This window comes from gamma proteobacterium symbiont of Axiagastus rosmarus (assembly GCF_059730925.1).
Map to the genome: position 1 here is coordinate 402,367 of NZ_AP035926.1, position 24,345 is coordinate 426,711.

Below are 24,345 nucleotides of genomic sequence, written 5' to 3' on the forward strand. Positions count from 1 at the left end.
AAGTATCTTAACGTTAAGATACTTTGCGGAAGAACGATAGCGGGTGCGCACAAAGCGACACATTGCCCGCCGTGAACTGATGAGAATTAACATGACTGACCACGTAGATTTTGTCGTTGCGCAATGGGCCAGCGCCATGCCGGAGCTGGACGCCTCTTCCATGGCGATTTTTGGCCGCATGCTGCGCCTGATGAAGCATCTGGCGAAAAAGCGCGCTGAGGCGCTGGCGCCCTTTGGTTTTCGCGATGGCGAATTTGATGTACTGGCTACGTTGCGGCGTGCCGGCGCACCTTACCGGCTGTCGCCCACGCAGCTCTACAAATCGCTGCTGGTCACCTCCGGTGCCATGACCAACCGGCTTAACCGGCTGGAAGAAGAGGGATTGATTGCGCGTGTTGCCGATGCCGATGATAAGCGCAGCATGCTGGTGACGCTGACGCCGGCCGGGCTGGCGAAGATTGAGCAGGCGCTGCAGGTGCATACGCAAACGCAGAACGCGCTGCTGGCCACGCTGGACGATCGGCAGCAGCAGCAGCTTGCCGCCCTGCTGCGTCAGCTGTTGCAGGCAGCCGAACAGTAAGCCGAACGGGATGTGGCAAAAAATGAATTAATTCAGCGCGTTTTTCGCTATGTTAAGCATCCCACACCGCTTATTTTCGGACTGGCTATGCGTAACAAATATGCCCCTGCGCAAATCTTTATTCACTGGCTGACGCTGGTACTGGTGGCCACCGCTTACTGCACCATGGAGTTTCGCGGCTTATTCACGCGCGGATCCTGGCAAGGCTATACCATGATCGTCGGACATTTCAGCGCCGGCAGTTGTGTGCTGTTGCTGATGCTGTCACGCATTGTGCTGCGTTTTCGCCATCGCAGCCCGAAAATCGAACCTCAGCCGCCGCACTGGCAAACCGGACTGGCGCATCTGATGCATCTGGCGATTTATCTGTTTTTTATCGTGCTGCCGATTCTCGGCATCCTTTCGCGCTTTTACATGGGCCGCAGCTGGTGGATTTTCGCGATTCCGATGCCGGTCAGCGCCAGTCCGGATCCGGACTTTGCCGACATGCTGAGCGACTGGCATGAAACGCTTGCGCCTTACGGTTACTGGCTGATTGGCCTGCACGCGACCGCGGCGCTGGTGCATCATTATCTGATTAAAGACAATACGTTGCTGCGCATGATGCCGTCACGGCGAAACGGATGAAAGGAATAAGACGGTCGCCTGATGTGGCGACCGTCCTGATTTACGCAGCGTGCCGGCGATCGGTCACCGACCTCAGCTGAGGTGAAAACGTCCCACGGTATGCGCCAGCTGTGCCGCCTGGTCTTCCAGCGAACTGGCGGCGGCTGACATCTGCTGGACCAGCGCGGCGTTCTGCTGGGTGGTGCCATCCATCTCGTTTACCGCGATCGTTACCTGGCTGATGCCGCGCGCCTGCTCGTCTGACGCGGTAACAATCTCGCCGATAATAGTGCGCACCGAGTTTACCGCCTGCGTCATCTCCTGCATGGTTTTACCGGCATCCTGCACCAGCTGCACACCGCTGCCGACGCGCTGCCCGGACTCTTCAATCAGCGCAGCGATATCCTTCACCGCATTGGCGCTGCGCTGTGCCAGATTACGCACTTCCGACGCCACCACGGCAAAACCGCGTCCCTGTTCCCCGGCGCGCGCTGCTTCAACCGCGGCGTTGAGTGCCAGAATGTTGGTCTGGAAGGCGATGCTGTTGATAATGGCGGTGATGTCGCCGATTTTCTTCGCGCTGTCGTCGATTTGCGCCATGGTCTGCACCACCTGGCCCACCAGTGACTCACCGCGACTGGCGATGTGCGTGGCGTTATCGGTCAGCGTCGTCGCCTGATGCGCGTTAGCAGCGTTGTGTTTCACCGTCGCGGTAATCTGCTCCATGCTGGCGGCAGTTTGTTCCAGCGCGGCCGCCTGCTCTTCGGTACGTGACGCGAGGTTGAGGTTGCCGCTGGCGATTTCACCCGCGCCCTGGCGCACCGAGGCGCTGGCATCCTGAATCTGCCCGACAATCTCGCGCAGCTGGTTTTGCATAGTGTGCAAGGCGAAGAACAGACTGCTGCTGTCGCGCGCTTTCAGCGGGATAGCGTTATCCAGTTTGCCATCGGCCACCGCCAGCGCAATGGTGGCTGCGGTCAGTGGCTCACCGCCAATCGGCTTCAGCACTTTGCGACTAAATACCAGCCCAAGCAGTGCGCACACCACCAGGATGCTAATCACCATTAAAATCACCGCGTTAATCAGCTGACGGTGCGCCGCTTCCATGACTTTGCTCACCGGGGCCACCACGCCGAGATACCATTTCTGATCGCTGTTACCGATCACCACCGGCCGCCAGGCCACCAGCGCATCCTCGCCCAGAATAGCGTCATGCTGTTCGGTGACCGTGCTGCTGAAATTATGTGTGTCGCCCTTCCAGGCTTTGCTGGTCTGGCTTTTGTCCGGATAAGACACCACATTGCCCGCGCTCGAGAGCAGCATGGCGTAACCGCTGCCTTCCCACGGTTTGATGCTGTTCACTTTTTCCTGCAGTGACGCCAGTGAGATATCGGACGTCACCACGCCCCACAGTTTGCCCTGGCTGATAATTGGCGCGGCCACCGAGGTCAGCAGCGTTGGCACACCGTTATAGGCATAGCTATAAGGTTCGATCAGCGTATCTTTCTGGCTTTTCTGCGGCAGCAAATAGTAATCGCCCTGGCCTGGCGTAAAGATTGAGGTCAGCGGATGCAGGGCAAAATTGCCACCCTGGTCGCGATCGACGAAATAGGCGTAACGTCCTTTAGGTGCCGCGCCAGCCTGAGAGGCAAACTCAGCATCGCGTCCGTCAAATGCGTTTTCTTCGAAGATGACCGAAATAGAGAGATAGTCCGGATTATCACGCAGTGCAGAGACCAGCAGCTTATCGGCCACTTTACGGTCCTGCACACCGGCAGCCGGCAGGGCAATCAGACTGTGGCCGAGGTTGTGTGCGACATCGCGTGCGTAACTCAGCTCCTGCTGGATTTGCAGCGCCTGACTCTGCGCAATCTGCTGTAAGTAACTCTCCGCCAGCGATTTTTGCTCATTGCTGGACTGCCAGCTGAGCACACCGATAGTCACGGCGAAGCCCAGGGTGATGGTTAAGGCGCCCGTCAGCAGCATTTGTGTGCGGGTGCTCATTTTTTTCTTATTAGATACGGTTGTGGCCATGTCGGCGCTCCTGGTGTTGACACTTTATTACTGAAAAAGAATCACGCCCTGTGCACCTGCATCCCTGTAATCACTCTATCGGCGCACAATCCGGGAACTTGATGGCCTGGCAGGTCCGATCAGAAAACCATCAACCGCTGTTGCGGCGTTGAGTCGCCATTAAAAACGCTAAGACGATGCAGTAAAAAAGAGGGAATTTGATCTGGCGCAAGATCGCCACTTCGTTGTGCTGTCAGGTTATTGCGTACGGGCGCAACGCGCCGCATAACTAGAGGAATGCAACATGGCAGGTAAATTGAGTCTGGCAGGGTTAATGGTGGTCTGGCTGGTGTATGTGGCGTGGATGGTCAGTTACTACTCAGGCACCTTCTCTCTTTTCACGCACTGATCCTTAGCACGGTTCCCAGGCCAGCACAGAGGCTGGCCCGGATTCAGCAGCAGTACAAAGCGAACGCGCGGTTCCTCAGGCGGCTTTGACCGCACGCACCTTCTTCTCTTTTTCCGGCGCAGCCGTATCGCTGTCGTCAGCAGCGGTTTCGCCGCTGTCTTTCACCGCGTCCGGCAGTTTGCTGGTGCGCAGAATGTGTTGCACCGCGTCTTTCTGTTCGGCCAGCAGCATACCCAGCGCTTCGGCCTGGGCCTCATCCATCGCTGGCTGATGTTGCTGCAGCCAGTCGGTGAACGCGTCGGCCATATCGAGCATCTTGTCCCATGCATCTGCGTCTTTTTTATTGGCAAACGTCATCTTCTCTTCACCCTTTCTGACCACAACATATTTGGTTTCGACTGCCATGATGCACCTCATTTACTGTGTTTATATACAGTATATTTCATTCAGCTTTTTTAGCCAACGATTTTCTGCTTGCCGTTTAAGCCAGCAGCTCTTCGAGGAAGGTTGCCAGCGCTTTGCGCGGATCGTCCTCTTCAGACACGATCATCTCAATGCCCCACTGCCCCAGTACCTCTTTCGCCACCGGATTATTACGGTTGGTGAACAGGTAGGATTTAGGCCGTGCGGTCGCCAGCCCGGTGCGGCCCCACATCTTGGTCAGGCGATAAAACAGCAGGCGGATATTGAAATCGCTGATGCTGTAGCCAACAAACAGCACGGAGTTACCCATGACATCATGGGTCAGTTTGATATCCAGCGGCGAGTCAAAATAGAGCCGCTCAAAGTAGCTGCTCTCATCCAGCACGATGGAGGTATCATCGTCAAAGTCACCATGGAGTTTAATAATATGGCGCTTATCTTCGGTCAGCGACACCAGATCGGCGGCATTAGCGACCTTGCTGTACGGCACGTTGTGCGCTTCATGCGCCATCTCCAGCCAGCGGTCGTAATTGGTGGTGTAGATGCGCGAGAAATTGCCCTGGGTGATCATGGTGTGGATTTCAGAGCTGCGCACATCGATGTCCGGACGGTGCCACTCGCGATCCATCCAGCTGCGCAGCGGGCCGAGCGAGCCTTTGCGCTGTTTGTAATACTCCGCCAGCGACAAATGGGTGCCGTAAGTATTGAAGATTTTCGGATCGTAGCCCAGCTCATTAGCCAGATGTGCAATCAGCTCGTGCCACTCCGGCAGTCCGAGATTGCGTGAGATGCCCGCACCGGCGAACAGAATCAGTTTGCCGGCATCGTAAGCGCGTTTGAGTTCCGGTTTCATGCCAGTCCCCGCGAAGTTTTCAGAAAGGTGGCAAAGCGATCCAGCGCCAGGCGGCGCATCGAGATTTCGTTTTTCAGTTCGCCCATTTCAGCGAATGTCTGGGTGTGCCCTTCCGGGATAAACACGCAGTCCCACTGAAATTCGCGTGGCCCCGCCGGCTCCCGGGCAATGGTGCCGCGCAGCTGGCCTTCAAACTGGTACATTTTGCGCCCGTCACAGTAGCCGAGGACGGTTTTGGCGGTCACGCCCGGGCTGTCCAGCCCGTTCACCAGTTTGGTAAAGCGTTCCGCGTTCAGCCGGCTCCAGAAGATGCGCGTCAGACCGGCGGGCAGGCCATTGAGCCCATCCAGATACAGACCGGTATGCTCGACAAACAGCGGGCGGCCAATGATTGAAAAGGCTTTAGTCAATTTGTCACGAACCAGCTCCACCTCATTTTCGGTCTGAATCTCTTCAATACGGCGCGCAATGGGCACCACTTCGACACCCACCGGCTCAAGGATGGTACGCACCTCGGCCAGCTTGAGTTCATTAGCAGATAAGAAACGAATTTTCATTGCAATCAGTATGTTGAAAGTGGGTTAGTCCAACCTGGTGACGCGTATCCGGCTGCGGTTCCGGCTGTTATTGTCCGGCACGCTGTCGCCGCGCCGCGTGGTCATTCTACTCTGCGGCGACGTCACTGGCGAGGAACAATCGGGTCGCGCTGCGCGCGCCTTCGCCGGTATAGCGCATCGCTTATCGCTGGCGGCGTTAAATATTGCGCCTGAATGCGTTAATAGCGCTATTTGACGCCGCTTATGTCAAATATAAAAATCCGCGCTTAACGCGCAAATAATCTGAAAACAATTATGACAGTCGTCTCGCTTAAATATATTATGTGGCGTTTACACCTTCACGCGTCATGACAATAAAACCCGGAACCGTTTATGAACCCTTTGTTGAGTTCAGCCTGGTCGCGCATCCGTAATCTGCCCTTCATTCTGCAGGGTGATAGCCCGGAAAAAAAGCTCCGCCTGACGCTGCTGATTGCCGGCGTCGCCAGTATCGTGGCTGGTATCTTTATGGCAACACTGAATTTCAGTCGCGGTCATCATGACATTGGCTGTCTGTATATCGCCAGTATAGCGCTGGGGGGCTACATCATCATCGGCGCCTTCAGCGACCGGCTGGAGCGGCATCTGGCGATCATTACCCACGCGTTATTATTTACCATCATCGTGCTGTTGCTGGTGGATAATCATCACGCTGCCGGCAAGCGTTCAGAATATAACTATCTGGTGGCCTTGATCATCGGTTCGGCACTGGTGTTGCGCCAGCAATCCTTTTATCTGAGTAAAATATTTCCGCTGCTGTGCCTGCTGTGTTATCTGTTTTTTGTCACCACCGGTCTGATCTGGGAAAATAATCGTTTTCATCTCAATATTCCGCAGGAAGCCGTTTTTACCGTTTTCAATTGTGCAGTGCCGGTGACGGCACTGCTGTCGACCGTGTTTACCTATGGCGGCAATTATTCCGCCACCGACCTTATCAAGCGCGAACTCGCGTCCGCCATCGAGCGCCAGCAGCTGGAGCTCTATTATCAGCCGCAGGTCGATGGCGACAAAAATCTCATCGGTTTTGAAGCGCTGCTGCGCTGGAAGCACCCGGAGAAAGGCTTTATCTCACCGGAAGTGTTTATTCCGGTAGCCGAAAAAAGCGGGCTGATTATCGATATTGGCAAGTGGGTGCTGGAGCGCATGCTGCAACAAATCGTTGAGTGGGATCGCGTGCTGCGGCTGCCCCCGCTGGTGTTTTCCATCAATATCAGCCCGCTGCAGTTGATGCACCGCGACTTCACCCATGACACGCTGCTGACGCTGTCGCATTACAAAATCCGTCCCGAGCGGCTGAAGTTTGAAATTACCGAGACCACCTTTATTTACGATCAGCAGCGCATTGGGGATGTCATTAACCACTTCAGCCAGTTAGGGATCAAATGGGCGATCGACGATTTCGGCGTCGGCTACTCTTCGCTTAAGTCGCTGAGTGATTTCGCTATTGATGATATTAAGATTGATAAGTCCCTGATTATGCACATTTTTGAAAACGAATCGGCGGCGATTGTGGTGCAAAAGACCATTGAGTTGTCGCGCGCGATGGGGCTGAACGTGCTGGCGGAAGGGATTGAGAGCGAGGAGTATTTCGAGCACCTGCGCAATAAGGGCTGCCATTTATTCCAGGGTTACCATTTTGCCCGCCCGCTGCCCGCCGCCGAAGCATTGCAGTGGATAAAAAAAGCAGGATAAACCGGGCGAGCCTTCATTTTTTAAGCCGGTGCGCATCAATGCGCACCCTACGAAAGCCCGTGCGAGCTGTAGGGTCGCCATTTATGGTGACCACACCGTGCGCCTGACCACCCCGCCCTAATTATCCTGATAAACAATCCCGGGCGGATTAACCTGCGAAATCTCCACTGCCTCGCCCTCTTCACCCCATCTTGCCAGCACCTGGTGATACTGGCCGCCAGCGATAGCGCCGTTGATCGCCTGCTGCAGCGCGACGTCCAGGCCATTGCCCTTCTTCGTGGTGACCGCCACCCAGGCGCGAAACGGTCCGTGCCCGACAATTTTGGTTTGCCCGCGCGAAGCCACTTTCCACGCCGCCATGGCCTGCGGGCCGAATGACGCATCGGCCCGGCCAGAGAGCAGCGCCAGCGTGGCGGAGGCATCATCGTTGAGATAAATCGGCTGCACCGGGGCCAGGCCCTGCGCCCGATTCTTCGCATCCCAGCTCAGCAAGATTCGCTCCTGATTGGTACCGGAGCCCACAATAATCCGCTTGCCGGCCACGTCTTCCCGGCGACGAATCGCGCTGATTTTACTGTCCGCTTTAACCGCGAAGGCGTGGTTATCCGCGCGATAGGTGGCGAAATCAAACTTCTGCTTGCGCTCCTCGGTCACCGCGATATTAAACATCGCCACATCATAGCGCCCTGCCGTGATGCCCAGCGGCCAGTCCTCCCACGCCGCCGGCACCAGCCTGAGTTTCAGACCGAGGCTGTCGGCCAGCAGGCGCGCAATGTCCGGGTCGCTGCCGATCAGCGTTTTATTATCGGACGCCCAGAGGCCAATTGGCGGTGAATTATTGGCTGAGGTGGCGACGGTTAAATAGCCGGGGTGAACAAAATGAAATCCGGCGGGGATCTTCGCGATCGCCTGCTGATTGGCCGCCATAGTGATCGGCGTTTCGTTATGACTGGCGTCAAGCTGTTGCGCGCCTGTCGCGGGTGCCGCCAGCACCGCACCCGCCAGCGCGACTATGATCGCTTGCTTCATTACAGCACCCGGGCGAGGAAACGTTTGGTGCGCTCATGACGCGGCTGATTTAGCACCTGCTGGCTGCTGCCCTGCTCAACCACGCGCCCGTCAACCATAAACACCACGTTATCCGCCACTTCGCGCGCAAAGCCGATCTCGTGCGTGACAATCACCAGCGTGGTGCCGGATCGCGCCAGTTTTTTAATCACATCCAGCACTTCGCCCACCAGTTCCGGGTCGAGCGCCGAAGTCGGCTCATCAAACAGCATCACGCGCGGGTTAAGCATCAGCGCACGCGCAATCGCAATGCGCTGCTGCTGACCGCCAGAGAGATGCCGCGGCCAGGCATCGGCTTTGTGCCGCAGGCCGACCACATCCAGCAGCTCACCGGCGCGATCGATCGCTGCCCGGCGCGACAGCTGACGATGGGCAATCGGCGCTTCAATCAGATTTTCCAGCACCGTCAGGTGCGGAAACAGATTGAAGTTCTGGAACACATAGCCAACGTTGATGCGCTGCCGCAAAATCGCCTTCTCTTTCAGCTCATAGAGTTTATCGCCGCGCCGCTGATAACCGATGTAATCGCCATCGATCTGAATAAAGCCTTCATCCACGCGCTCCAGATGATTGATGGTGCGCAGCAGCGTCGATTTGCCAGAACCGGACGGTCCGAGGATCACCGTCACCGAACCGGGAGCCAGCTCAAGCGACACATCATCGAGTGCTTTATGCCGGCCAAACGTCTTGCTGACGCCGGTAATACTGATGGCGCCGGTGGTATGCAGATAGCGGTAATCAATGGCTTCGGACATGAGACAGCTCCTCGTTGACGGCAGGGTTCACGCTGCGGTTGCGCCACTGGCGCCAGCGCGAAGGTTGCGGTTCACGCGTGACGCTGCGTGCCAGCCAGCGCTCGACGCTGTGCTGCAGCAGCGACAGCACGGTGGTGATGATCAGATACCAGGCGGCCCCGACCATCAGCAGCGGGATCACCTGCTGGGTGCGGTTGTAGATCATCTGGATGGTATAAAACAGCTCGGGCATCGCCAGCACATACACCATTGAGGTGCCCTTGGCGAGGCTGATGATCTCATTAAAGGTGGTGGGAATAATCGCGCGCAGTGCCTGCGGCAGAATGATGCGAAACGTGCGACGCGACGACGATAATCCCAGCGCCGAAGCGGCTTCAAACTGGCCGTGATCGACACCGAGAAACCCGCCGCGAATAATCTCCGCGCTATACGCGCTCTGCACCAGCGTCAGGCCAATCACCGCCGCCGGGAACTGGCCGAGCACGTTAATGGTCTGGAAGTGCCCCCACGACAGGGCGGTGAACGGAATACCGAACGACAGCGTGTCGTACAGGTACGAGAAGTTATACAGAATGATCAGCACCACAATCAGCGGCAGCGAGCGAAACAGCCAGATATAGCCAAACGCCAGCGTGCTCAGCAGCCACGATGACGAGAGCCGCGCCAGGGCCAGCAGGCCGCCGAATATCAGGCTCAGCAGCGTGCCGCACAGCGTCAGCAGCAGCGTTTGTCCCAGACCATTGAGGATCACCGGATCGAAAAACCAGCGGGCAAACACGCTCCACTCCCAGCGCGGATTAAAGGCCACGGAATCGATCACCGCCGCAAGGATAAACAGCGCGATGATGGCACCGACGGTACGCGCCGGATAGCGTGCCGGCACCACGGTCAAAGGTTGTTGCTTACTCATGATGGCTCTCCTTAGCTGGCCTGTGCCACGTTGTGCACATCAATTACTTTGAGAAAACGCAGCCGGCCATCGTGCGGCGGCTGGCCGTAAATCTCCATATCTTCGCGCAGCTCAAACTGCGGCTGATAGCCGTGGCCGATATACAGCTGTACCGCTTCCGGCTGACGAAAACCGGTGGTGAGAAACACGCGCTGATAGCCTGCGCGCAGCGCCCGGCGCTCCAGCTCCTGCAGGATCAGCAGTGCCAGTCCCTGACGGCGCAGGTCACGCCGCGTCCAGATGCGCTTCAGTTCGGCGGTGGTAGCATCCCACGGTTTGTAGGCGCCCATGGCGATGATCTCACCGTCGCGCTCCAGCACGATGAACAGCCCGCGCGGCGGCAGATACCACTCGGTCAGCTCAACTTCATTGTGTTTCCTGAAGAAATCGCCGTAGCGTGCTGCATATTCACCAAACAGACCGTCAAGAATCGGCTGCAGCTCCGGCGCTTCCGGTGACACTTCGCGGAAAAATTGCTGGCTCATGCCGCCTCCTTAATCGCCCAGTCCGGGCGGATTGATCTCGGAACGATCCAGACGCTCCACGCCTTCACCCCAGCGGTTCAGCACCTTGTCGTAGTCACCGTTTTTGATCACGCCGTTGAGCGCGGTGTTGATTGGCTGCACCAGCCCGTTGTCTTTCTTCACCGTCACCGCGATGTGCGCCGCCTTCGGCCAGCCGCCGTCCACGCTACCCACCAGCCGGGTCTTTTTGGTCAGCGCCGCTTTCCACGCGCCAATCACGTTAGGGCCGAAGTAAGCGTCGGCGCGCCCGGCCTGTAACGCCAGCGTCTGCGCAGCGTCATCTTTGGTATAAACCGGTGTGAAAGGCTTCAGTCCCTTAGCCTGATTCTCTTTATCCCAGGCCAGCAGGATGGCCTCCTGATTGGTGCCGGAGCCGACGATGATGCGCAGGCCGGCGATATCTTCTGCCTTGCTCAGCGAGGTAATCGGGCTGCTGGTTTTCACATAGAAGCCCAGCGAATCTTTACGGTAGGTGGCAAAATCAAAACGCTGTTTACGATCTTTGGTCACCGTCACGTTGGTGATCGCCGCGTCATATTTGCCCGATGCCACGCCCAGCGGCCAGTCTTCCCACGAGGTGGGCACGATGTTGAGCTTCAGCCCGAGGCTGTCGGCCACCAGACGCGCAATATCCACCTCACTGCCCAGCAGCGTTTTATTGTCGTCGCTGAATACCGTGAGCGGCGGCGAGTTGAGTGCCGCAACCGCCACGGTGAACGATCCCGGCACGGCAAATTTGTGGCCCGCCGGTATTTGCGCCACGGCGGCAGGATTCTCTGGCGTGTTGATGGGCGTTTTATTGGCGGCAAGGCTCACCTGCTGACCATTAACGGCCACGTCCTCGGCCAGTGCCGCACTGCTCAGGCTCAGTAACAGCAGCACAATCAGGGATTTTCTCTGCATAGCGTGTTTTCTCATCGTTATTGTGGTGTGAACTGGTTGAGCGGCTGTTTCAGACCAAAGCTGGCGCGCAGCGTGCTGCCCGGGTATTCACGACGCGTCAGGCCGCGCGCCTGGAGAACCGGAATAACCTGATCAACAAAACGCTCGAAGGTGTCCGGCGTGCCGCCCTGGATAATGAAACCGTCAGTGGCTTCGGTTTCGAACCACAGCTGCAGACCATCCGCCACCTGCTGTGGCGTACCGTGAAACAGCGGACGCGGCGTCGCGGCTTCCAGCGCCGCCTGGCGCAGCGTATGGCCGTGTTCGCGCGCCTTGCGTTTGATCTCGTCGGTGGTGCTACGGAAGCTGTTCTGGCCAATATCGCCAATGTCCGGGAACGGCTGGTCGAGCGGATACTGCGAGAAGTCGTGATGGTCAAAGAAGCGACCAAGGTAGTTGAGTGCATCCTCAATTGAGACCAGCGCCGCGGTGGTCTGGTACTGGCGCTCGACGTCTGCGTCATCCTCCCCCACGATCACACTGACGCCCTGGAAAATGTGCAGATCGCCCGGTTCACGCCCGTTCGCCACCAGCTGCTGCTTCACATCCCGGTAGAACGCCTGCGCTTCTTCGCGCGTTGGCTGATGGGTGAAGATGGCGTCAGCATGACGCGCCGCCAGCTTGCGGCCATCTTCCGAGGCGCCCGCCTGAAAGATAATCGGCCGGCCCTGCGGCGTGCGCTCAATGTTCAGTGGCCCCTGTACCTGGAAAAAATCACCGTGATGATTCAGCGTGTGCAGTTTGTCAGGCGCATAGAACTGACCGCTGGCTTTATTGCGCACAAACGCGCCCTCTTCCCAGGAATCCCACAACCCTTTCACCACCTGCAGGTACTCGTCGGCGATGCGGTAGCGCAGCGCATGCTCGGGATGCTGCTGACGCGAAAAGTTTTTTGCCGAGCCCTCCAGCGGCGATGTCACCACATTCCAGCCCGCGCGCCCGCCGCTGAGATGGTCGAGACTGGCGAACTGGCGGGCGACGGTGAACGGCTCACTGTAGGAGGTGGACACCGTACCAACCAGGCCGAGATGCTCGGTGACGCCGGCCAGCGCCGACAGCAGCGTCAGCGGTTCGAAGCGGTTAAGAAAGTGCGGGATCGATTTCTCATTGATGAACAGGCCATCGGCGACAAACAGGAAATCCAGTTTGCCAGCCTCGGCTTTACGGGCGATACGGCGGGCGTAATCAAAACTGATGCTGGCATCCGCCTGCGCCGCCGGATGACGCCAGGCGGACATGTTGCCGGATGCGCCGTGCAGAATGGTGCCGAGGCGCAGTTGTCTTGCAGTCATAATCGTCTCTCTTTGCTCATGGCGCAGCCTGCCGGCGATAGCCTTATCGCCTACAGCGCTGCCAGAAATGGAAGGAAATCAGTTAAGGATGGCGTCGCGACATCGCGCGTTTAGCTGCTGCAATGCCTGTTGCGCCAGCTGACTAAAATAGTGTGCCGCCGGGGCGATCAGCGCTTCATCGGGGTTGAAGCCACCGTGATGCAGGCCAAATTCACTGGCGCTGCCAATGCTGACAAACGCGCCCGGGAGCTGCTGCAGGTAATAAGCGAAATCTTCGCCGCCCAGGTGCAGCTCAGCCGGTTGCACCTGATAACCCACCTGCTGCGCCACCTGACTGGCAAACTGTGCCCAGTGGGCGTCGTTCTCCAGCACCGGCGGCCCCGGATGCCAGCTAAAGGTGGCCGTGGCACCGCTGGCGGCGGCGATATTGACCACCACCTCGCGCGCACGCTGCTCCAGCTGCGCGCGCACCTGTTTATCGTGCGTGCGCACCGTGCCGCCAAATTCCGCTTCAGCCGTCTGCTGACCGTCGTGCCTGTGTGCATCAATCCGCGTGACGCTCAGCACCAGACTGTCCAGCGTATTAAAGCTACGGCTGGTGAGGGATTGCAGCGCCTGAATAATCTGGCTGGCGACCAGGATGCTGTTCACGTCCGCGCGGGTGCTGTGCACGCGCACCACAAATTTATCGGCGTTTGCGTAAAACGCACCGCTGCGCGTGGCAAAGGTGCCCGTGGTCAAACCCGGTTCGTTGTGCATGCCAAAAATCGCCTGTACCTGATCCAGCACACCCGCGTCGATGAACTGGCGCGCGCCCTGGGCAATCTCTTCCGCTGGCTGGAACAGGATGCGCACCCGCCCCGCTAGCTGAGCTTCCCGTGCTTTCAGCTGCAGCGTGGCACCCAGTATCACCGCACTGTGCACATCGTGACCGCAGGCGTGCATGACGCCGGCTTGCCGTGAACGAAAAGGCAGCCCGGTGGCTTCATGGATCGGTAATGCATCGATATCGGCACGCAGGGCAATCAGGGGCGCGCCCTGACCCACTTCCGCCACCACGCCGGTGTGCAGCGGATAATCCAGCAGGCGCACGTCAGCCTGCTGCAGCCAGCGGCGCAGCCGCGCGCTGGTTTCCACTTCATGACCGGAGAGTTCCGGCCAGCTGTGCAGCTCGCGCCGCCAGTCAATCAGCTGCTGTTCGCTTACTATCGTCACAGGACCTCCCGGTCAGGCGCTAACCAGACGATGCGTCGCCAGCAGTTCGAGGGATTTCACCCGCGCCTGCTCCTCCGCCACCGGCGTATCAATAACAAACTCTTCAATGCCGTAGCGCTGGTGCAGCGCATCAAGCTGCGCGTGCACCTGTGCCGCGGTCCCTTTCAGCAGCGACGGCGTGCGTGGCTCAATCACGTAGTCACTGAAGCCGCCCTGACGCACATAGCGCTCAGCCTGTTCAATGCTGCCGACGTTAACGCTCTGTCCGCCCGTCACGCTGACGTGATAAATGCGCAGTGTGTCGACCAGCAGGTCAGCTTCTGCCGGCGAATCCGCCACCACCACCTGTACCGCTACCAGCGCACGCTGACCCTGACTGTGCTGGCGATAGCTGTTCAGCACCTGCGCCATCAATTGCGGATCGCCGTTGTGGTGTGCGGCGAATACCAGTTGCCAGCCGAGCTCTGCCGCCAGTCGGGCGCTCGCTTCGCTGGCCCCGAGCAGAAAGCGATTGGCCGGACGCGGCGGCTGCGGCGTGGCGCGCAGGATCTCCTCATCCCCCACCGGCGGCACACTGAGCCAGCTATCCAGCAGCGCCAGCTGTTCGGCAAAGCTGCCTTTCTCCTGCTGGCGCACCCCCAGTTGCAGCGCGCGGGTAGAAAGCGGCAGTCCGCCGGGCGCTTTCCCCACGCCCAGGTCGATACGTCCAGGTGCCAGCGCAGCCAGCAGGTTGAAGTTTTCCGCCACTTTATAAGGGCTGTAGTGCTGCAACATCACGCCGCCGGAACCCACGCGGATATGCCGGGTCTGGCCAATGATCCAGGCAATCAACAATTCCGGCGAAGGACTCGCCAGCTGGTCGCTGTTGTGGTGTTCCGCCAGCCAGAAGCGGTGATAACCCCAGGCTTCCGCGCGCTGAGCCAGCTGCAGTGTGCGATGCAGGGCCTGCGTGGCGCTCTCACCTGCTGCAATCGGTGATTTGTCGAGCAAACTCAGTCGGTATGACATGCGCCTGTTCCTTATTTCGATGAATAGGGTTGCGATGAATATGGCGCTTAGTGTGGCGGGGAGATTTATATTTCGTAAAACAACTAAATCGGCAAAGCGAATCAGGAAATGAGAAATAGTCATAATACTGGTGGATGAAAGCCTGATTTTTCGTAAAGCGGATTTCGCTTTCTGTCGGGTTAACATTACGCGAGCCGGTAATGATCCGCAGCAGCAATAACCTCAGTGCAGGTTTCAGGCTGAGAAAAAACAATTTTATCGGGGCAGGAAAACAACCCGGTAATTGCGGTATACAATTAACTCTCCGCTTTTGTTATTTTCGCAAAAGCTTAGTGCAATTCATTGGTTCAACTCACGGGTTGCACATTTGATGATGATTTCAGCCCACCGGGCACTTGATAACAAAGGAAATCATCATGAAGACGCATTTTCACTTGCGGGCGCTGAGCTTAGCCCTGCTGACAGGGATATTTAGCGCCCACGCGGCGGAGACGCCGGTCAAAGGCGGCACGCTGATTTATCTGGAACAGCAGGCACATACCAATCTTTATCCGCCGGCCGGGGGTTTTTATCCCAACGGCGGCATTCTTAATCAGATCACCGACAAACTGACGTGGCAAAATCCGAAAACGCTGCAGGTGGAACCGTGGATTGCCGAAAGCTGGAGCAGCAACGCGGATAAAACGGAATACACCTTTAAAATTCGCCCTGGCGTCACCTTTTCCGATGGCACGCCGCTGGATGCGAATGCCGTAGCGAAAAACTTTGATACTTACGGACTCGGTAATAAAGCCCAGCGCCTGCCGGTATCTGAAGTGATTAATAATTACGAACGCAGCGAAGTGATTGATCCCCAGACGGTGAAGTTTTATTTCAAACAGCCCTCACCTGGATTTTTACAGGGCACGGCCACCATTGGCTCCGGGCTGGTTTCGCTCAGCACGCTGCAACGTAGTTTCGACCAGCTCGGCGATGCGCGCCATATTATTGGCTCCGGGCCATTTGTGGTCAGCGATGAAAAGCTTGGGCGGGAAGTGGATTTAACCGCGCGCAAAGATTACCAGTGGGGACCGAAAAACAGCGCCCAGCAGGGACCGGCGAATCTGGCTGGTATCAAATTTATCGTCACACCGGAAGATAGCGTGCGCATCGGCGCGCTGCTGGCCGGCCAGGCCGATTTTATTCGCCAGGTGCAGGCGTATGACGAAAAACAGGCGCAGCAGCAGGCGTTCCCGGTTTACGCAGCGCCGACGCGTGGCGTCAACGACAGCATCAGCTTCCGCCCGGACAACCCGCTGGTCAGCGATCTGCGCGTACGTCAGGCGCTGTTACACGCGACCAACGCGCAGCAGGTGGTGCAAACCCTGTTTTCACCTAACTATCCGCAGGCCACCTCGGTACTCGCCGCCTCGGCCGCCGGGTATGTCAACCTCGCGGACAAACTGAAATACGATCCCGCCCGCGCCAGGCAACTGCTTGATGAGGCTGGCTGGCAGCCCGGCAGCGACGGCATCCGCGCTAAAGCGGGGCAAAAGCTGGCCCTGACCGTGTATGAATCGCTGCCGCAGCCGCAGAACAAAGAAGTGCTGCAGCTGGTGGCCCAGCAGTGGCGTCAGGTTGGCGTCCAGCTCACGGTGAAAGCCGGTGACGCCGGCAGCCGCACGCTGGACAACCTCGATCCGCTAAAAACCCCGCTCACGGTCTCGGAAGTGGGCCGCGCCGATCCGGACGTGGTGAAGAGCATGTTTTATCCCGCCAACCGCGATGCGCTGCTGCAAAAAGGCGGCTCCAGCGACAAAGTCCGGCATTTCCGTGACGACCAACTCAACAAGCTATTGGTGGCGATCTCGGCCGAAGTCGATCCGGCGAAACGTCTGGCGCTCACCGGAGACGCCCAGCGTTATCTGCTGGATCAGGCTTATGTGATCCCGATTTTTGAAGAGCCGCAGGTGTTTGCCGGCGCGCCGTGGCTGAAGGGCGTGAGTTTTGAAGCCGTAGGCCGACCGTCGTTCTACGGCGCATGGCTGGAAAAACATTGAGAGGATGATGATGCGACACGCACTGCTGCATAGAGCGGGACAAAGCCTGCTGGTGTTATGGGCGGCGTTTACCCTGTCGTTTCTGCTGCTGCAGGTGCTGCCGGGCGATGCGGTGCTGATCAAGTTCCAGAATCCGGATCTGGGTCTCAGCCCGCAGCAAATTGCAGAGATGCGCCAGGCCTACGGTGCCGATAGTCCGATCTGGCAGCAGTATCTGCATACGCTGCTGGCGATGCTGCGCGGTGACTTTGGCTACTCGGTGCAGGCAGGTGTGCCGGTCAGCGATCTGCTGCACAGCAATATGCCCGCCACGCTGCAGCTGGCGCTGGCCGGATTTGCCGTTGCCTGCGTGGTGGCCTTCGCACTGGCGGCGCTGGCGCGACTGCCGGCGCTGCGCCTGCTGCGTACGCTATTGCAGTCGCTGCCGGCACTGTTTATTTCGCTGCCGACGTTCTGGCTTGGCATCGCGCTGATTCAGCTGTTCTCCTTTCAACTGCGCTGGATTCCGGTGATCAACCCATCGCCCCTGCAGGGACTGATTCTGCCGGTGCTGACCGTCGCCGTGCCCATCTCCGCCCCGCTGGCCCAGATTCTGCTGCGCAGCATCGATCAGGTTGCTACTCAGCCGTTTGTCGCCGTGGCCCGCGCCAAAGGTGCCAGCGCACAACACGTGCTGTGGCGCCATATCATGCGCAACGCGCTGCTGCCGGTGCTCAATGTGGCCGGTTTGCTGCTGGGGGAATTGATCGCGGGCGCGCTGATTACCGAAACCGTGTTCGGCTTAAGCGGCATCGGCCAGCTGACCCAGCAGGCGGTCAACAATCAGGATGTGGCGGTGTTACAGGCGGTGGTGATGATCTCCGCACTGGCGTTTGTGCTGATCAACCTGCTGGTCGATCTGCTGATGCCGCTGTTCGACCCACGTCTGCAAACCGTAGCCGGAGGAAATTCATGAGTCTGGTCGATTACTCTACCGCGCGTCAGGGACAGCCGGCCTTGCGGCGCGATCGTGCCCGTCGCCTGCAGCCTGGCTTGTGGCTGGCATGGACGGTGCTGGCGCTGGCATTCGTGGCGGCCGTGGCACCGCAACTGTTCACCCACTATAGCCCGACCGAAGGCATTGCCGGCGCGCAGCGCTTAGCGCCGCACAGTGTGCACTGGCTCGGCACCGATCAACTCGGACGCGACCTGCTGGCGCGCATCGTCTATGGCGCCTCGCAGTCGCTCTCTGCGGCGGTCGCGGCGGTGGCGATGGGGCTCACTGGCGGAACCGCGCTGGGCGTCCTGGCCGGGGCCGTGGGCGGCCGCACTGAACAGGCGCTGATGCGACTGGTTGATGTGCTGCTTTCAATCCCGGCGCTGCTGCTGTCATTAAGCCTGCTGATCCTGCTGGGTTTTGGCACCGTGCACGCTGCGCTGGCGGTGGGCATCGCTTCGATTGCCAGTTTTGCCCGGCTGGCGCGCGGCGAAGTGGTGCGGGTACGCCGCAGTGAATATGTGGAAGCGGCTTTCGGCAGTGGCGGCCGTTTCTGGCAGGTACTGTGGCGCCACATTGTCCCGAACTCGCTGACCGCGGTGATTGCCTTCGCCGCACTGCAGTTCGGTCAGGCCATTCTGGCGCTCTCAACCCTCAGCTTTCTCGGCTATGGCACGCCGCCACCGACCCCCGAATGGGGTTTGCTGATCGCCGAAGGCCGCAACTATCTGGCTACCGCGTGGTGGCTGACTACCTTTCCCGGCGTGGTGGTGGTCGCCGTGGTGCTGGCGGCGAATCGCGTCAGCCGTCAGCTGGCAGGAGGTGACGCATGACAGCGCTATTAAGCGTGGAAAACCTCAGCCTCAGCTATCGCCAGCGCGGCGTGTGGCGTGAAGTGGTGCATAACGTGAGCTTTTCCCTGCAGCCGGGCGAAATGGTGGCGCTGGTCGGTGAATCCGGCTCAGGCAAAACCACCACGGCCCAGGCGATTATCGGTCTGCTGGCGGACAATGCCCGGCGCGATAGCGGTAAAATCCTGCTGAACGGCACCGACATCGCGGGCTGGTCATCCCGGCGCATGGACAGCGTGCGCGGCGTGCATATCAGCCTGGTGCCGCAGGATCCCGGTAATTCGCTTAATCCGGTGAAGACCATTGGCGATCAGGTTGGCGAGATCCTGCAGCTGCATCAGAAGCTTAGCCGGACCGCGCGCCAGCAGCGCGTACTGGAACTGCTGCAAAAAGTTGGGCTGAACCATCCGGAGCAGCGCCTGCATCAATATCCGCATCAGCTCTCTGGCGGGATGAAGCAGCGCGTGCTGATTGCCATCGCGCTCGCCCTGCAACCACAGTTGATCATCGCCGATGAGCCAACCAGCGCGCTCGATGTCACGGTGCAAAAGCGCATTCTCGATCTGCTCGACCAGCTACGCCGTGAGTTCGACACCGCCGTGCTGTTTGTCACCCACGACCTGGCGCTGGCCGCGGAACGCGCTGACCGTCTGCTGGTGTTTCGTCACGGCGAGATCCAGGAACAGGGAAGCGCAGCGACGCTGGTCAGCGCGCCACAGCATCCTTATACCCGCCAGCTGTTACAGGACGCGGTGCCCGATGCTGCCGCTCTGCCTTATCCGTCCGCAGCCCGTTTTTCCACACCGGCGATTCAGCTCAACGCCATCGATAAACAGTTTGCGCTTGGCAGGCAGCAGACGCTGACGGTGGCGAAAGCGGTCAGCCTGACGGTGCCACGCGGCACGACGCACGCGCTGGTGGGTGAATCCGGTTCCGGCAAAACCACGCTGGCGCGCATTCTGCTTGGCTTTGAACGCGCCGATCGCGGCAAAGTGGTGATTGACGGCATTGATGCCAGCAGCCTGCGCGGCGAAGCGCTGCGCCAGCTGCGGCGCAAAATCCAGTTTGTTTACCAGAATCCGTTCGCCTCGCTCGATCCGCGCCAGACGCTGTTTAACATCATTGAAGAACCGCTGCGCAACTTCGGCTCGCTCAGCGCCGCCGCACGCCAGCAGCGGGTGCACGAAGTGGCGCAGCGGGTGGCACTGCCGCTGGAACTGCTGACGCGCAAGCCGCGCGAGCTGTCTGGCGGCCAGCGTCAGCGCGTCGCCATCGCAAGGGCGTTGATCCCGCAACCGGCGATCCTGGTGCTGGATGAGGCGACGTCAGCGCTGGACGTCACGGTGCAGGCGCAGATTCTGCAATTGCTGCAACAGTTACAGCGCGAGCTGGGCCTCACCTATCTGTTTATCACCCACGATTTGGCCACCGTACGACGACTGGCACACAGCGTTACCGTGCTACGCGCAGGCGAAGTGGTTGAACAAGGTGACACCGTCACACTGTTCAATGCGCCGCAGCACCCTTACACCCGCGCGTTGATTGACGCCATTCCGGTTTTCCGTCCGCTGATTAAGGAGTCTGCATGACGCGCAAACGCATCGGTTTTTTTACCCGCCTGCTCGATGACACCACAGCGCAACAGCGCTACCGGCTGGCGACGGAACAAATTCAGCACGCTGAACGCTGCGGATTTGACAGTGCCTGGATCGCGCAGCACCACTTTCATGAAAAGGAAGGCGGGCTGCCCTCACCGCTGGTGTTTCTTGCTCACGTGGCCGCGCACACACGTCATATCCGCCTCGGCACCGGCATCATCACCCTGCCGCTGGAAAATGCCCTGCGCGTGGCCGAAGACGCGGCGGTGCTGGACCTGCTGAGCGACGGACGACTGGAGGTGGGGCTCGGATCCGGCGGCACGCCGACCTCATTCTTGCCGTTTGGCCTGACCAGCGAACAGCGCGCTGGCGTGTTTGCCGACCAGTTGCATACGCTGCTCAGCGCGTGGCGCGGCGACACGCTGGCCCATCCGGACAATCATCTCTATCCGCCGGCTCCCACGCTGGCGCAGCGCGTGTGGATCGCCACCTTTTCCGTTGCAGGCGCGACGCGTGCCGGCCAGGCCGGTCACGGGCTGATGTTATCGCGCACCCAGCCGCGGCCGGCGGGCCAGCCGGACCTGTCGCTGCAGCAGCTGCAAAACCCGATGATCGATGCTTATCTCGCGGCGCTGCCGTCGGGCGTTGCGCCCCGCATCCTGGCTTCACGCACCGCGTTTGTTGCCGACTCGAACGACTACGCGCGCCGCCTTGCCGCGCCCGGTCTGCAGCGCCAGGCAGAGCAGTTTCGCAAGGCGGGCCACGACATCACCGGCAGCACGCTGGAGAGCCACGCGCGCCAGCTCGATGCGCATATCGGCGATGCGGACGCGGTGCTGGCTTCGCTGCTGGCCGACAGCACGCTGACGCGCGCCACCGACATCACCTTCCAGGTGCACTCTATCGATCCGCCGCACGCCGATACGCTGCGTTCGGTGGCGTTAATTGCTGAACATATTGCCCCCACGCTGCGTGCGCTGGGTACCGCTTAACAGGAGAAAACCATGTCTCAGGCTACAGATTTACTGGCGGCGCTGGCCGATATCGACCCGGCGGCGCAACTGGCAGAGGCGCGCAACGTGCGTCAGGCCGCGACCCGACACGCCCAGGGCAGCTATGAGGTGCTGTTTGGCCAGGATGACGACGATTTCCCGCTGGCGCAGCGTTACGCGCTCGCCGGGCAGGTCGCGGGCTGGCACGGCGTCACATCATTGCAGGCACACTATCAGCAGCAATCCAGCGAAAGCCCGGCAGATGCGCGCTTTGCCGCCGGTCGCGCCTTTGCTGAGCTGCTGAGCCTGCATCCGGTCGACGCCACACCGCAACAACTGACCACGCTGCGCCATGCCGGCTGGACGCCGCGCGGCATCGTCACGCTGGCGCAGCTGGTGGGATTTGTCAGCTTTCAAAGTCGCCTGCTGACCGGCCTGCGCCTGCTGAGCGGTGAAGCATCGCGCGCCCAGCCCCATGCGGTGGCTGGCAAATGGCATAGCGCCCCGCTCACGGCCAGCGGTCAGACTGCGCTCACCGCGTTTACCCAGCAGGAGCTGGGCTGGGAGCCGTGGCTGGCAGCCAAACCGCTCAGCGAGTTTACGGCGGAAGAACAGGCGACGCTGGCAAAAAACGGTCATAGCGAGTCCGACTATTTCCGTCTGCTGGCGCGCAATCTGCCGCTGCTGGAACAACGCACGCTGACGGATAAAGGCATCTTTTATACGCCGGGCGGTTTACCTCGCGCCGAGCGCGAACTGGCGGCCACGGTGGTGAGTAAAGTCAACGGCTGCATTTACTGCGCGTCCGTGCATGCCCGCAAAGCCAGTCAGCTGTCAAAAGATGAGACTGCGGTGCAGAAACTCCTGAATGTCGCGCCGGGTGCCGAGCTGGCACACGGCCAGTCCGTGCGCTGGGCGGCGATTATCGATTTTGTCGCCACCTTATCGCTAACCCCGGTCGCCAGCAGCCAGACCCAGCTGCAGGCGCTGCGCGAGCACGGGCTGGATACGCTGCAGCTGCTGGACCTGATCCAGTCCGCCGCATTTTTTGCCTGGGCCAACCGCCTGATGCTAACGCTGGGCGAACCTTTCTTACCCGAACAGCCGCAGGGATGACCATGACACACACGTTATCTGCCACACCGGCAGCGTTTACTGACCATTTTCATATCACCATTCACGGCAAAGGCGCTCACGCTGCACGTCCGCATGAGGGCATCGACAGTATCGTTACCGGCAGCCACATCGTCAGCGCGCTGGCGGCCGCCGGACTGGATGTCACCCGCTTTCAGGGCGGCAACAGCTGGAACGTGCTGCCGCCAGAGGTCGTCGTGGAGGGCGTACTGCACAGCGAGGATGCCAGCGCGCGCCAGCGGTCATCGGCGCAGGCCGCGACGCTGGTCAGCCATATTGCCCGGGCGTTCGGCGCTGAAGCGCAGCTCGCCTGGCAACCGCAACGCGAAGCCGAACGCAGCGCGACACCGCGGTCATCGTAATGATGCGAACCAGGAGGCAGATAATGGCGATACCGGTACCCGTTCCACAGCTCGATCATGCAGTGATCAATGTTGCCGATCGGCTGGATGATGCCAGCGCGCTGTATCGCCGGCTCGGTTTCCAGCTCACGCCACGCGGCCATCACTCGCTGGGTTCCAGTAATCATCTGGCGGTGTTTGGTGATAATTATCTGGAACTGCTGGGCTATGAAGCCGGGCGTGCGCACCGGCGTCAGGATATCTGGCAGGCACCGGCGGGCCTGAGCGGTCTGGTATGGAAAACCGGCGATGCCGATGCAGTGTGGCGCTATCTGGAAAGTCAGGATATTGATGGCGATCCCGCCGCCAGTTTTTACCGGCCGGTGCAGTTGCCGGATGGCAGCGCACAGCAGGCGCGTTTTCGCACCGTTCGCCTGCGCCCCGCACTGGTGCCAAACGGACGCAGTTTTTTCTGCCAGCATGAGACACCGCAGGCGGTCTGGCAGCCAGTGTGGCAGCAGCATCCCAACGCGGTGACCGACATTATTGAATTTGTAGTGGTGGCCCAGGATCCGGCAGCCGCCGCGCTGCCCTACAGTCGTTTATTTGGTGCTGATAATCTCACCGCCTGTCAGCAGGGCGCGTTTGTGCTGAAAGCGGGCGTGGCCACCGTGCGCTTTGCCGCTGCGCACTATGTGACGCAGCGCTTTACCGGCCTGCCGCCCGATTATGACGGCAGTGCGCGTATGGCCGCGCTGACGCTGCGCAGCAGCGACTTACGCAGGGTGAAAGCCAGCCTGCTGCTGGGCGATGTGCCTTTCCGCGAAGAGCCGGATGCCATCGTGGTCAGCGCGGAACAGGCCAGCGGCGTGGCGCTGCGGTTTCAGCTATGAAAGCATTGTCGGAGTAGATTGCCTGCTGACGACCTGGCAAGCGAACCAGATCTTAATCTCATCGCTTACTGTAGAAATAGAAACACGACAACAGGCCGTTATTAAAACGGCCTGTTGCAATGACTATCACGCCTGATTTGCAGCGTATAATTTATTATTTATACACTGTTGCCGTACCCTGTATTTTCTTGCCTTCTTTGCCGGAGGTGATCACAAAATATTTACCCCCCATCTCATCGGCCTTTTTCGAGATTTCAGCCATGGCCTCTGCCGGTGAACTGTATTCATTATTGGTACTAACCTTACCAACTTCCTGATACTGCTTAGCCTCTTCTTTAGTAATCTCCTGCGCTGCCAGAGCCGATAAAGAGAAAGTTGACGCCACCAGCAATGACATTATTGCTACCGTAATTTTTTTCATAAATCACCCCAGATTAATTGATTCCATCCCGTTCCGGATGGCCTTTTAAGGCTTAGGTGAGCCATAAAAATAACGCAAACCTGAACGCTGAAAAATATGACCCGCCTCGTAAAAAATAACCAGCCACTTTCAGCCCACAGAAAATTTATTCATATATTACAATATATTAAGTTAT

The 24,345-nt window shown here is 59.2% G+C and carries 24 protein-coding genes; 11 read left to right on the top strand and 13 right to left on the bottom strand.

Translation table 11 applies throughout. From position 1 onward, the window contains the following. Window positions 1–91: 91 nt before the first annotated feature. Together AC6I8F_RS21180 and cybB are read left to right on the top strand one after the other, a co-directional pair. Window positions 92–580, top strand: coding sequence for a MarR family winged helix-turn-helix transcriptional regulator (locus AC6I8F_RS21180; protein ID WP_260640916.1), 489 nt, complete (start codon window positions 92–94; stop codon window positions 578–580). An 87-nt stretch (window positions 581–667) separates the two neighbouring features. Further along, window positions 668–1,207 carry a cytochrome b561 gene (gene cybB, locus AC6I8F_RS21185; RefSeq protein ID WP_348879325.1) on the top strand — a complete coding sequence of 180 codons (540 nt, stop codon included), beginning with the start codon at window positions 668–670 and terminating at the stop codon, window positions 1,205–1,207. A 72-nt stretch (window positions 1,208–1,279) separates the two neighbouring features. Here cybB and AC6I8F_RS21190 read toward each other — a convergent pair whose 3' ends face one another. From AC6I8F_RS21190 to AC6I8F_RS21205, 4 genes are all read right to left on the bottom strand, one after another. Then, entirely contained in the window at window positions 1,280–3,220 is a 1,941-nt protein-coding gene (locus tag AC6I8F_RS21190) for a methyl-accepting chemotaxis protein (protein WP_021509066.1), read from the bottom strand. Between the two features lie 463 nt (window positions 3,221–3,683). Further along, window positions 3,684–4,013, bottom strand: a complete 330-nt coding sequence (locus AC6I8F_RS21195) for a YebG family protein (protein ID WP_058775925.1) — start codon at window positions 4,011–4,013, stop codon at window positions 3,684–3,686. Between the two features lie 76 nt (window positions 4,014–4,089). Beyond that, the gene (locus AC6I8F_RS21200; protein WP_010618046.1) at window positions 4,090–4,884 is read right to left on the bottom strand and encodes an SIR2 family protein; all 795 of its coding nucleotides are present in this window, start codon (window positions 4,882–4,884) and stop codon (window positions 4,090–4,092) included. Next, entirely contained in the window at window positions 4,881–5,441 is a 561-nt protein-coding gene (locus AC6I8F_RS21205) for a non-canonical purine NTP pyrophosphatase (RefSeq protein WP_010618047.1), read from the bottom strand. Before AC6I8F_RS21205 ends, AC6I8F_RS21200 begins: the two co-directional genes overlap by 4 nt. Window positions 5,442–5,813: 372 nt before the next feature. Here AC6I8F_RS21205 and AC6I8F_RS21210 point away from each other — a divergent pair, with 372 nt between their 5' ends. Next, on the top strand, window positions 5,814–7,172 hold the full coding sequence (locus AC6I8F_RS21210; protein WP_021509063.1) for a putative bifunctional diguanylate cyclase/phosphodiesterase: 1,359 nt from the start codon (window positions 5,814–5,816) through the stop codon (window positions 7,170–7,172). 117 nt (window positions 7,173–7,289) lie between these two features. On the opposite strand, the gene AC6I8F_RS21215 is transcribed toward AC6I8F_RS21210, so the two are convergent. The 8 genes from AC6I8F_RS21215 to AC6I8F_RS21250 form a co-directional block, all read right to left on the bottom strand. Continuing rightward, a complete protein-coding gene (locus AC6I8F_RS21215; RefSeq protein ID WP_498009320.1) occupies window positions 7,290–8,201 on the bottom strand; it encodes an ABC transporter substrate-binding protein in 912 nt (303 codons plus the stop codon). Further along, window positions 8,201–8,995, bottom strand: a complete 795-nt coding sequence (locus AC6I8F_RS21220) for an amino acid ABC transporter ATP-binding protein (protein WP_058770231.1) — start codon at window positions 8,993–8,995, stop codon at window positions 8,201–8,203. Before AC6I8F_RS21220 ends, AC6I8F_RS21215 begins: the two co-directional genes overlap by 1 nt. Further along, window positions 8,979–9,905: an amino acid ABC transporter permease gene (locus AC6I8F_RS21225; protein WP_021509060.1), complete on the bottom strand. Its 927-nt coding sequence runs from the start codon at window positions 9,903–9,905 to the stop codon at window positions 8,979–8,981. The genes AC6I8F_RS21220 and AC6I8F_RS21225 overlap by 17 nt, the downstream gene beginning before the upstream one ends. 11 nt (window positions 9,906–9,916) lie before the next feature. Then, entirely contained in the window at window positions 9,917–10,429 is a 513-nt protein-coding gene (locus tag AC6I8F_RS21230; protein ID WP_021509059.1) for a GNAT family N-acetyltransferase, read from the bottom strand. 9 nt (window positions 10,430–10,438) lie between these two features. Next, entirely contained in the window at window positions 10,439–11,371 is a 933-nt protein-coding gene (locus AC6I8F_RS21235) for an ABC transporter substrate-binding protein (protein ID WP_058775929.1), read from the bottom strand. A 17-nt stretch (window positions 11,372–11,388) separates the two neighbouring features. Continuing rightward, window positions 11,389–12,702: an LLM class flavin-dependent oxidoreductase gene (locus tag AC6I8F_RS21240; RefSeq protein WP_058770232.1), complete on the bottom strand. Its 1,314-nt coding sequence runs from the start codon at window positions 12,700–12,702 to the stop codon at window positions 11,389–11,391. Window positions 12,703–12,780: 78 nt separating this feature from the next. After that, complete coding sequence (locus AC6I8F_RS21245) at window positions 12,781–13,917, bottom strand: amidohydrolase (protein ID WP_498028832.1); 1,137 nt, start codon at window positions 13,915–13,917, stop codon at window positions 12,781–12,783. Between the two features lie 12 nt (window positions 13,918–13,929). Next, window positions 13,930–14,925, bottom strand: a complete 996-nt coding sequence (locus tag AC6I8F_RS21250; protein ID WP_058781525.1) for an MsnO8 family LLM class oxidoreductase — start codon at window positions 14,923–14,925, stop codon at window positions 13,930–13,932. 416 nt (window positions 14,926–15,341) lie between these two features. Between AC6I8F_RS21250 and AC6I8F_RS21255 the strand changes: the two genes are divergently transcribed. Genes AC6I8F_RS21255 through AC6I8F_RS21290 form a run of 8 tightly spaced genes read left to right on the top strand, consistent with a single transcriptional unit; the run spans window position 15,342 to window position 23,749 of the window. Beyond that, window positions 15,342–16,964, top strand: a complete 1,623-nt coding sequence (locus tag AC6I8F_RS21255) for a TIGR04028 family ABC transporter substrate-binding protein (RefSeq protein WP_498028833.1) — start codon at window positions 15,342–15,344, stop codon at window positions 16,962–16,964. Window positions 16,965–16,974: 10 nt separating this feature from the next. Next, entirely contained in the window at window positions 16,975–17,919 is a 945-nt protein-coding gene (locus tag AC6I8F_RS21260; protein ID WP_288421732.1) for an ABC transporter permease, read from the top strand. Then, window positions 17,916–18,773: an ABC transporter permease gene (locus AC6I8F_RS21265; RefSeq protein WP_498028834.1), complete on the top strand. Its 858-nt coding sequence runs from the start codon at window positions 17,916–17,918 to the stop codon at window positions 18,771–18,773. Before AC6I8F_RS21260 ends, AC6I8F_RS21265 begins: the two co-directional genes overlap by 4 nt. Next, the gene (locus tag AC6I8F_RS21270; protein ID WP_498028835.1) at window positions 18,770–20,380 is read left to right on the top strand and encodes a dipeptide ABC transporter ATP-binding protein; all 1,611 of its coding nucleotides are present in this window, start codon (window positions 18,770–18,772) and stop codon (window positions 20,378–20,380) included. Before AC6I8F_RS21265 ends, AC6I8F_RS21270 begins: the two co-directional genes overlap by 4 nt. Then, a complete protein-coding gene (locus AC6I8F_RS21275) occupies window positions 20,377–21,381 on the top strand; it encodes a putative FMN-dependent luciferase-like monooxygenase (RefSeq protein WP_021509049.1) in 1,005 nt (334 codons plus the stop codon). Before AC6I8F_RS21270 ends, AC6I8F_RS21275 begins: the two co-directional genes overlap by 4 nt. 12 nt (window positions 21,382–21,393) lie before the next feature. After that, window positions 21,394–22,497 (top strand): alkylhydroperoxidase domain protein, encoded by a 1,104-nt coding sequence (locus AC6I8F_RS21280; RefSeq protein ID WP_498028836.1) that lies wholly within the window; start codon window positions 21,394–21,396, stop codon window positions 22,495–22,497. 2 nt (window positions 22,498–22,499) lie between these two features. Further along, a complete protein-coding gene (locus AC6I8F_RS21285; protein ID WP_031280000.1) occupies window positions 22,500–22,877 on the top strand; it encodes a peptidase dimerization domain-containing protein in 378 nt (125 codons plus the stop codon). Between the two features lie 23 nt (window positions 22,878–22,900). Beyond that, window positions 22,901–23,749, top strand: a complete 849-nt coding sequence (locus AC6I8F_RS21290; RefSeq protein ID WP_498028837.1) for a VOC family protein — start codon at window positions 22,901–22,903, stop codon at window positions 23,747–23,749. A gap of 154 nt (window positions 23,750–23,903) precedes the next feature. Here the strand turns inward: AC6I8F_RS21290 and AC6I8F_RS21295 are convergent, their stop codons facing one another. After that, entirely contained in the window at window positions 23,904–24,170 is a 267-nt protein-coding gene (locus AC6I8F_RS21295; protein ID WP_058770242.1) for a YdgH/BhsA/McbA-like domain containing protein, read from the bottom strand. Window positions 24,171–24,345: the final 175 nt, after the last annotated feature.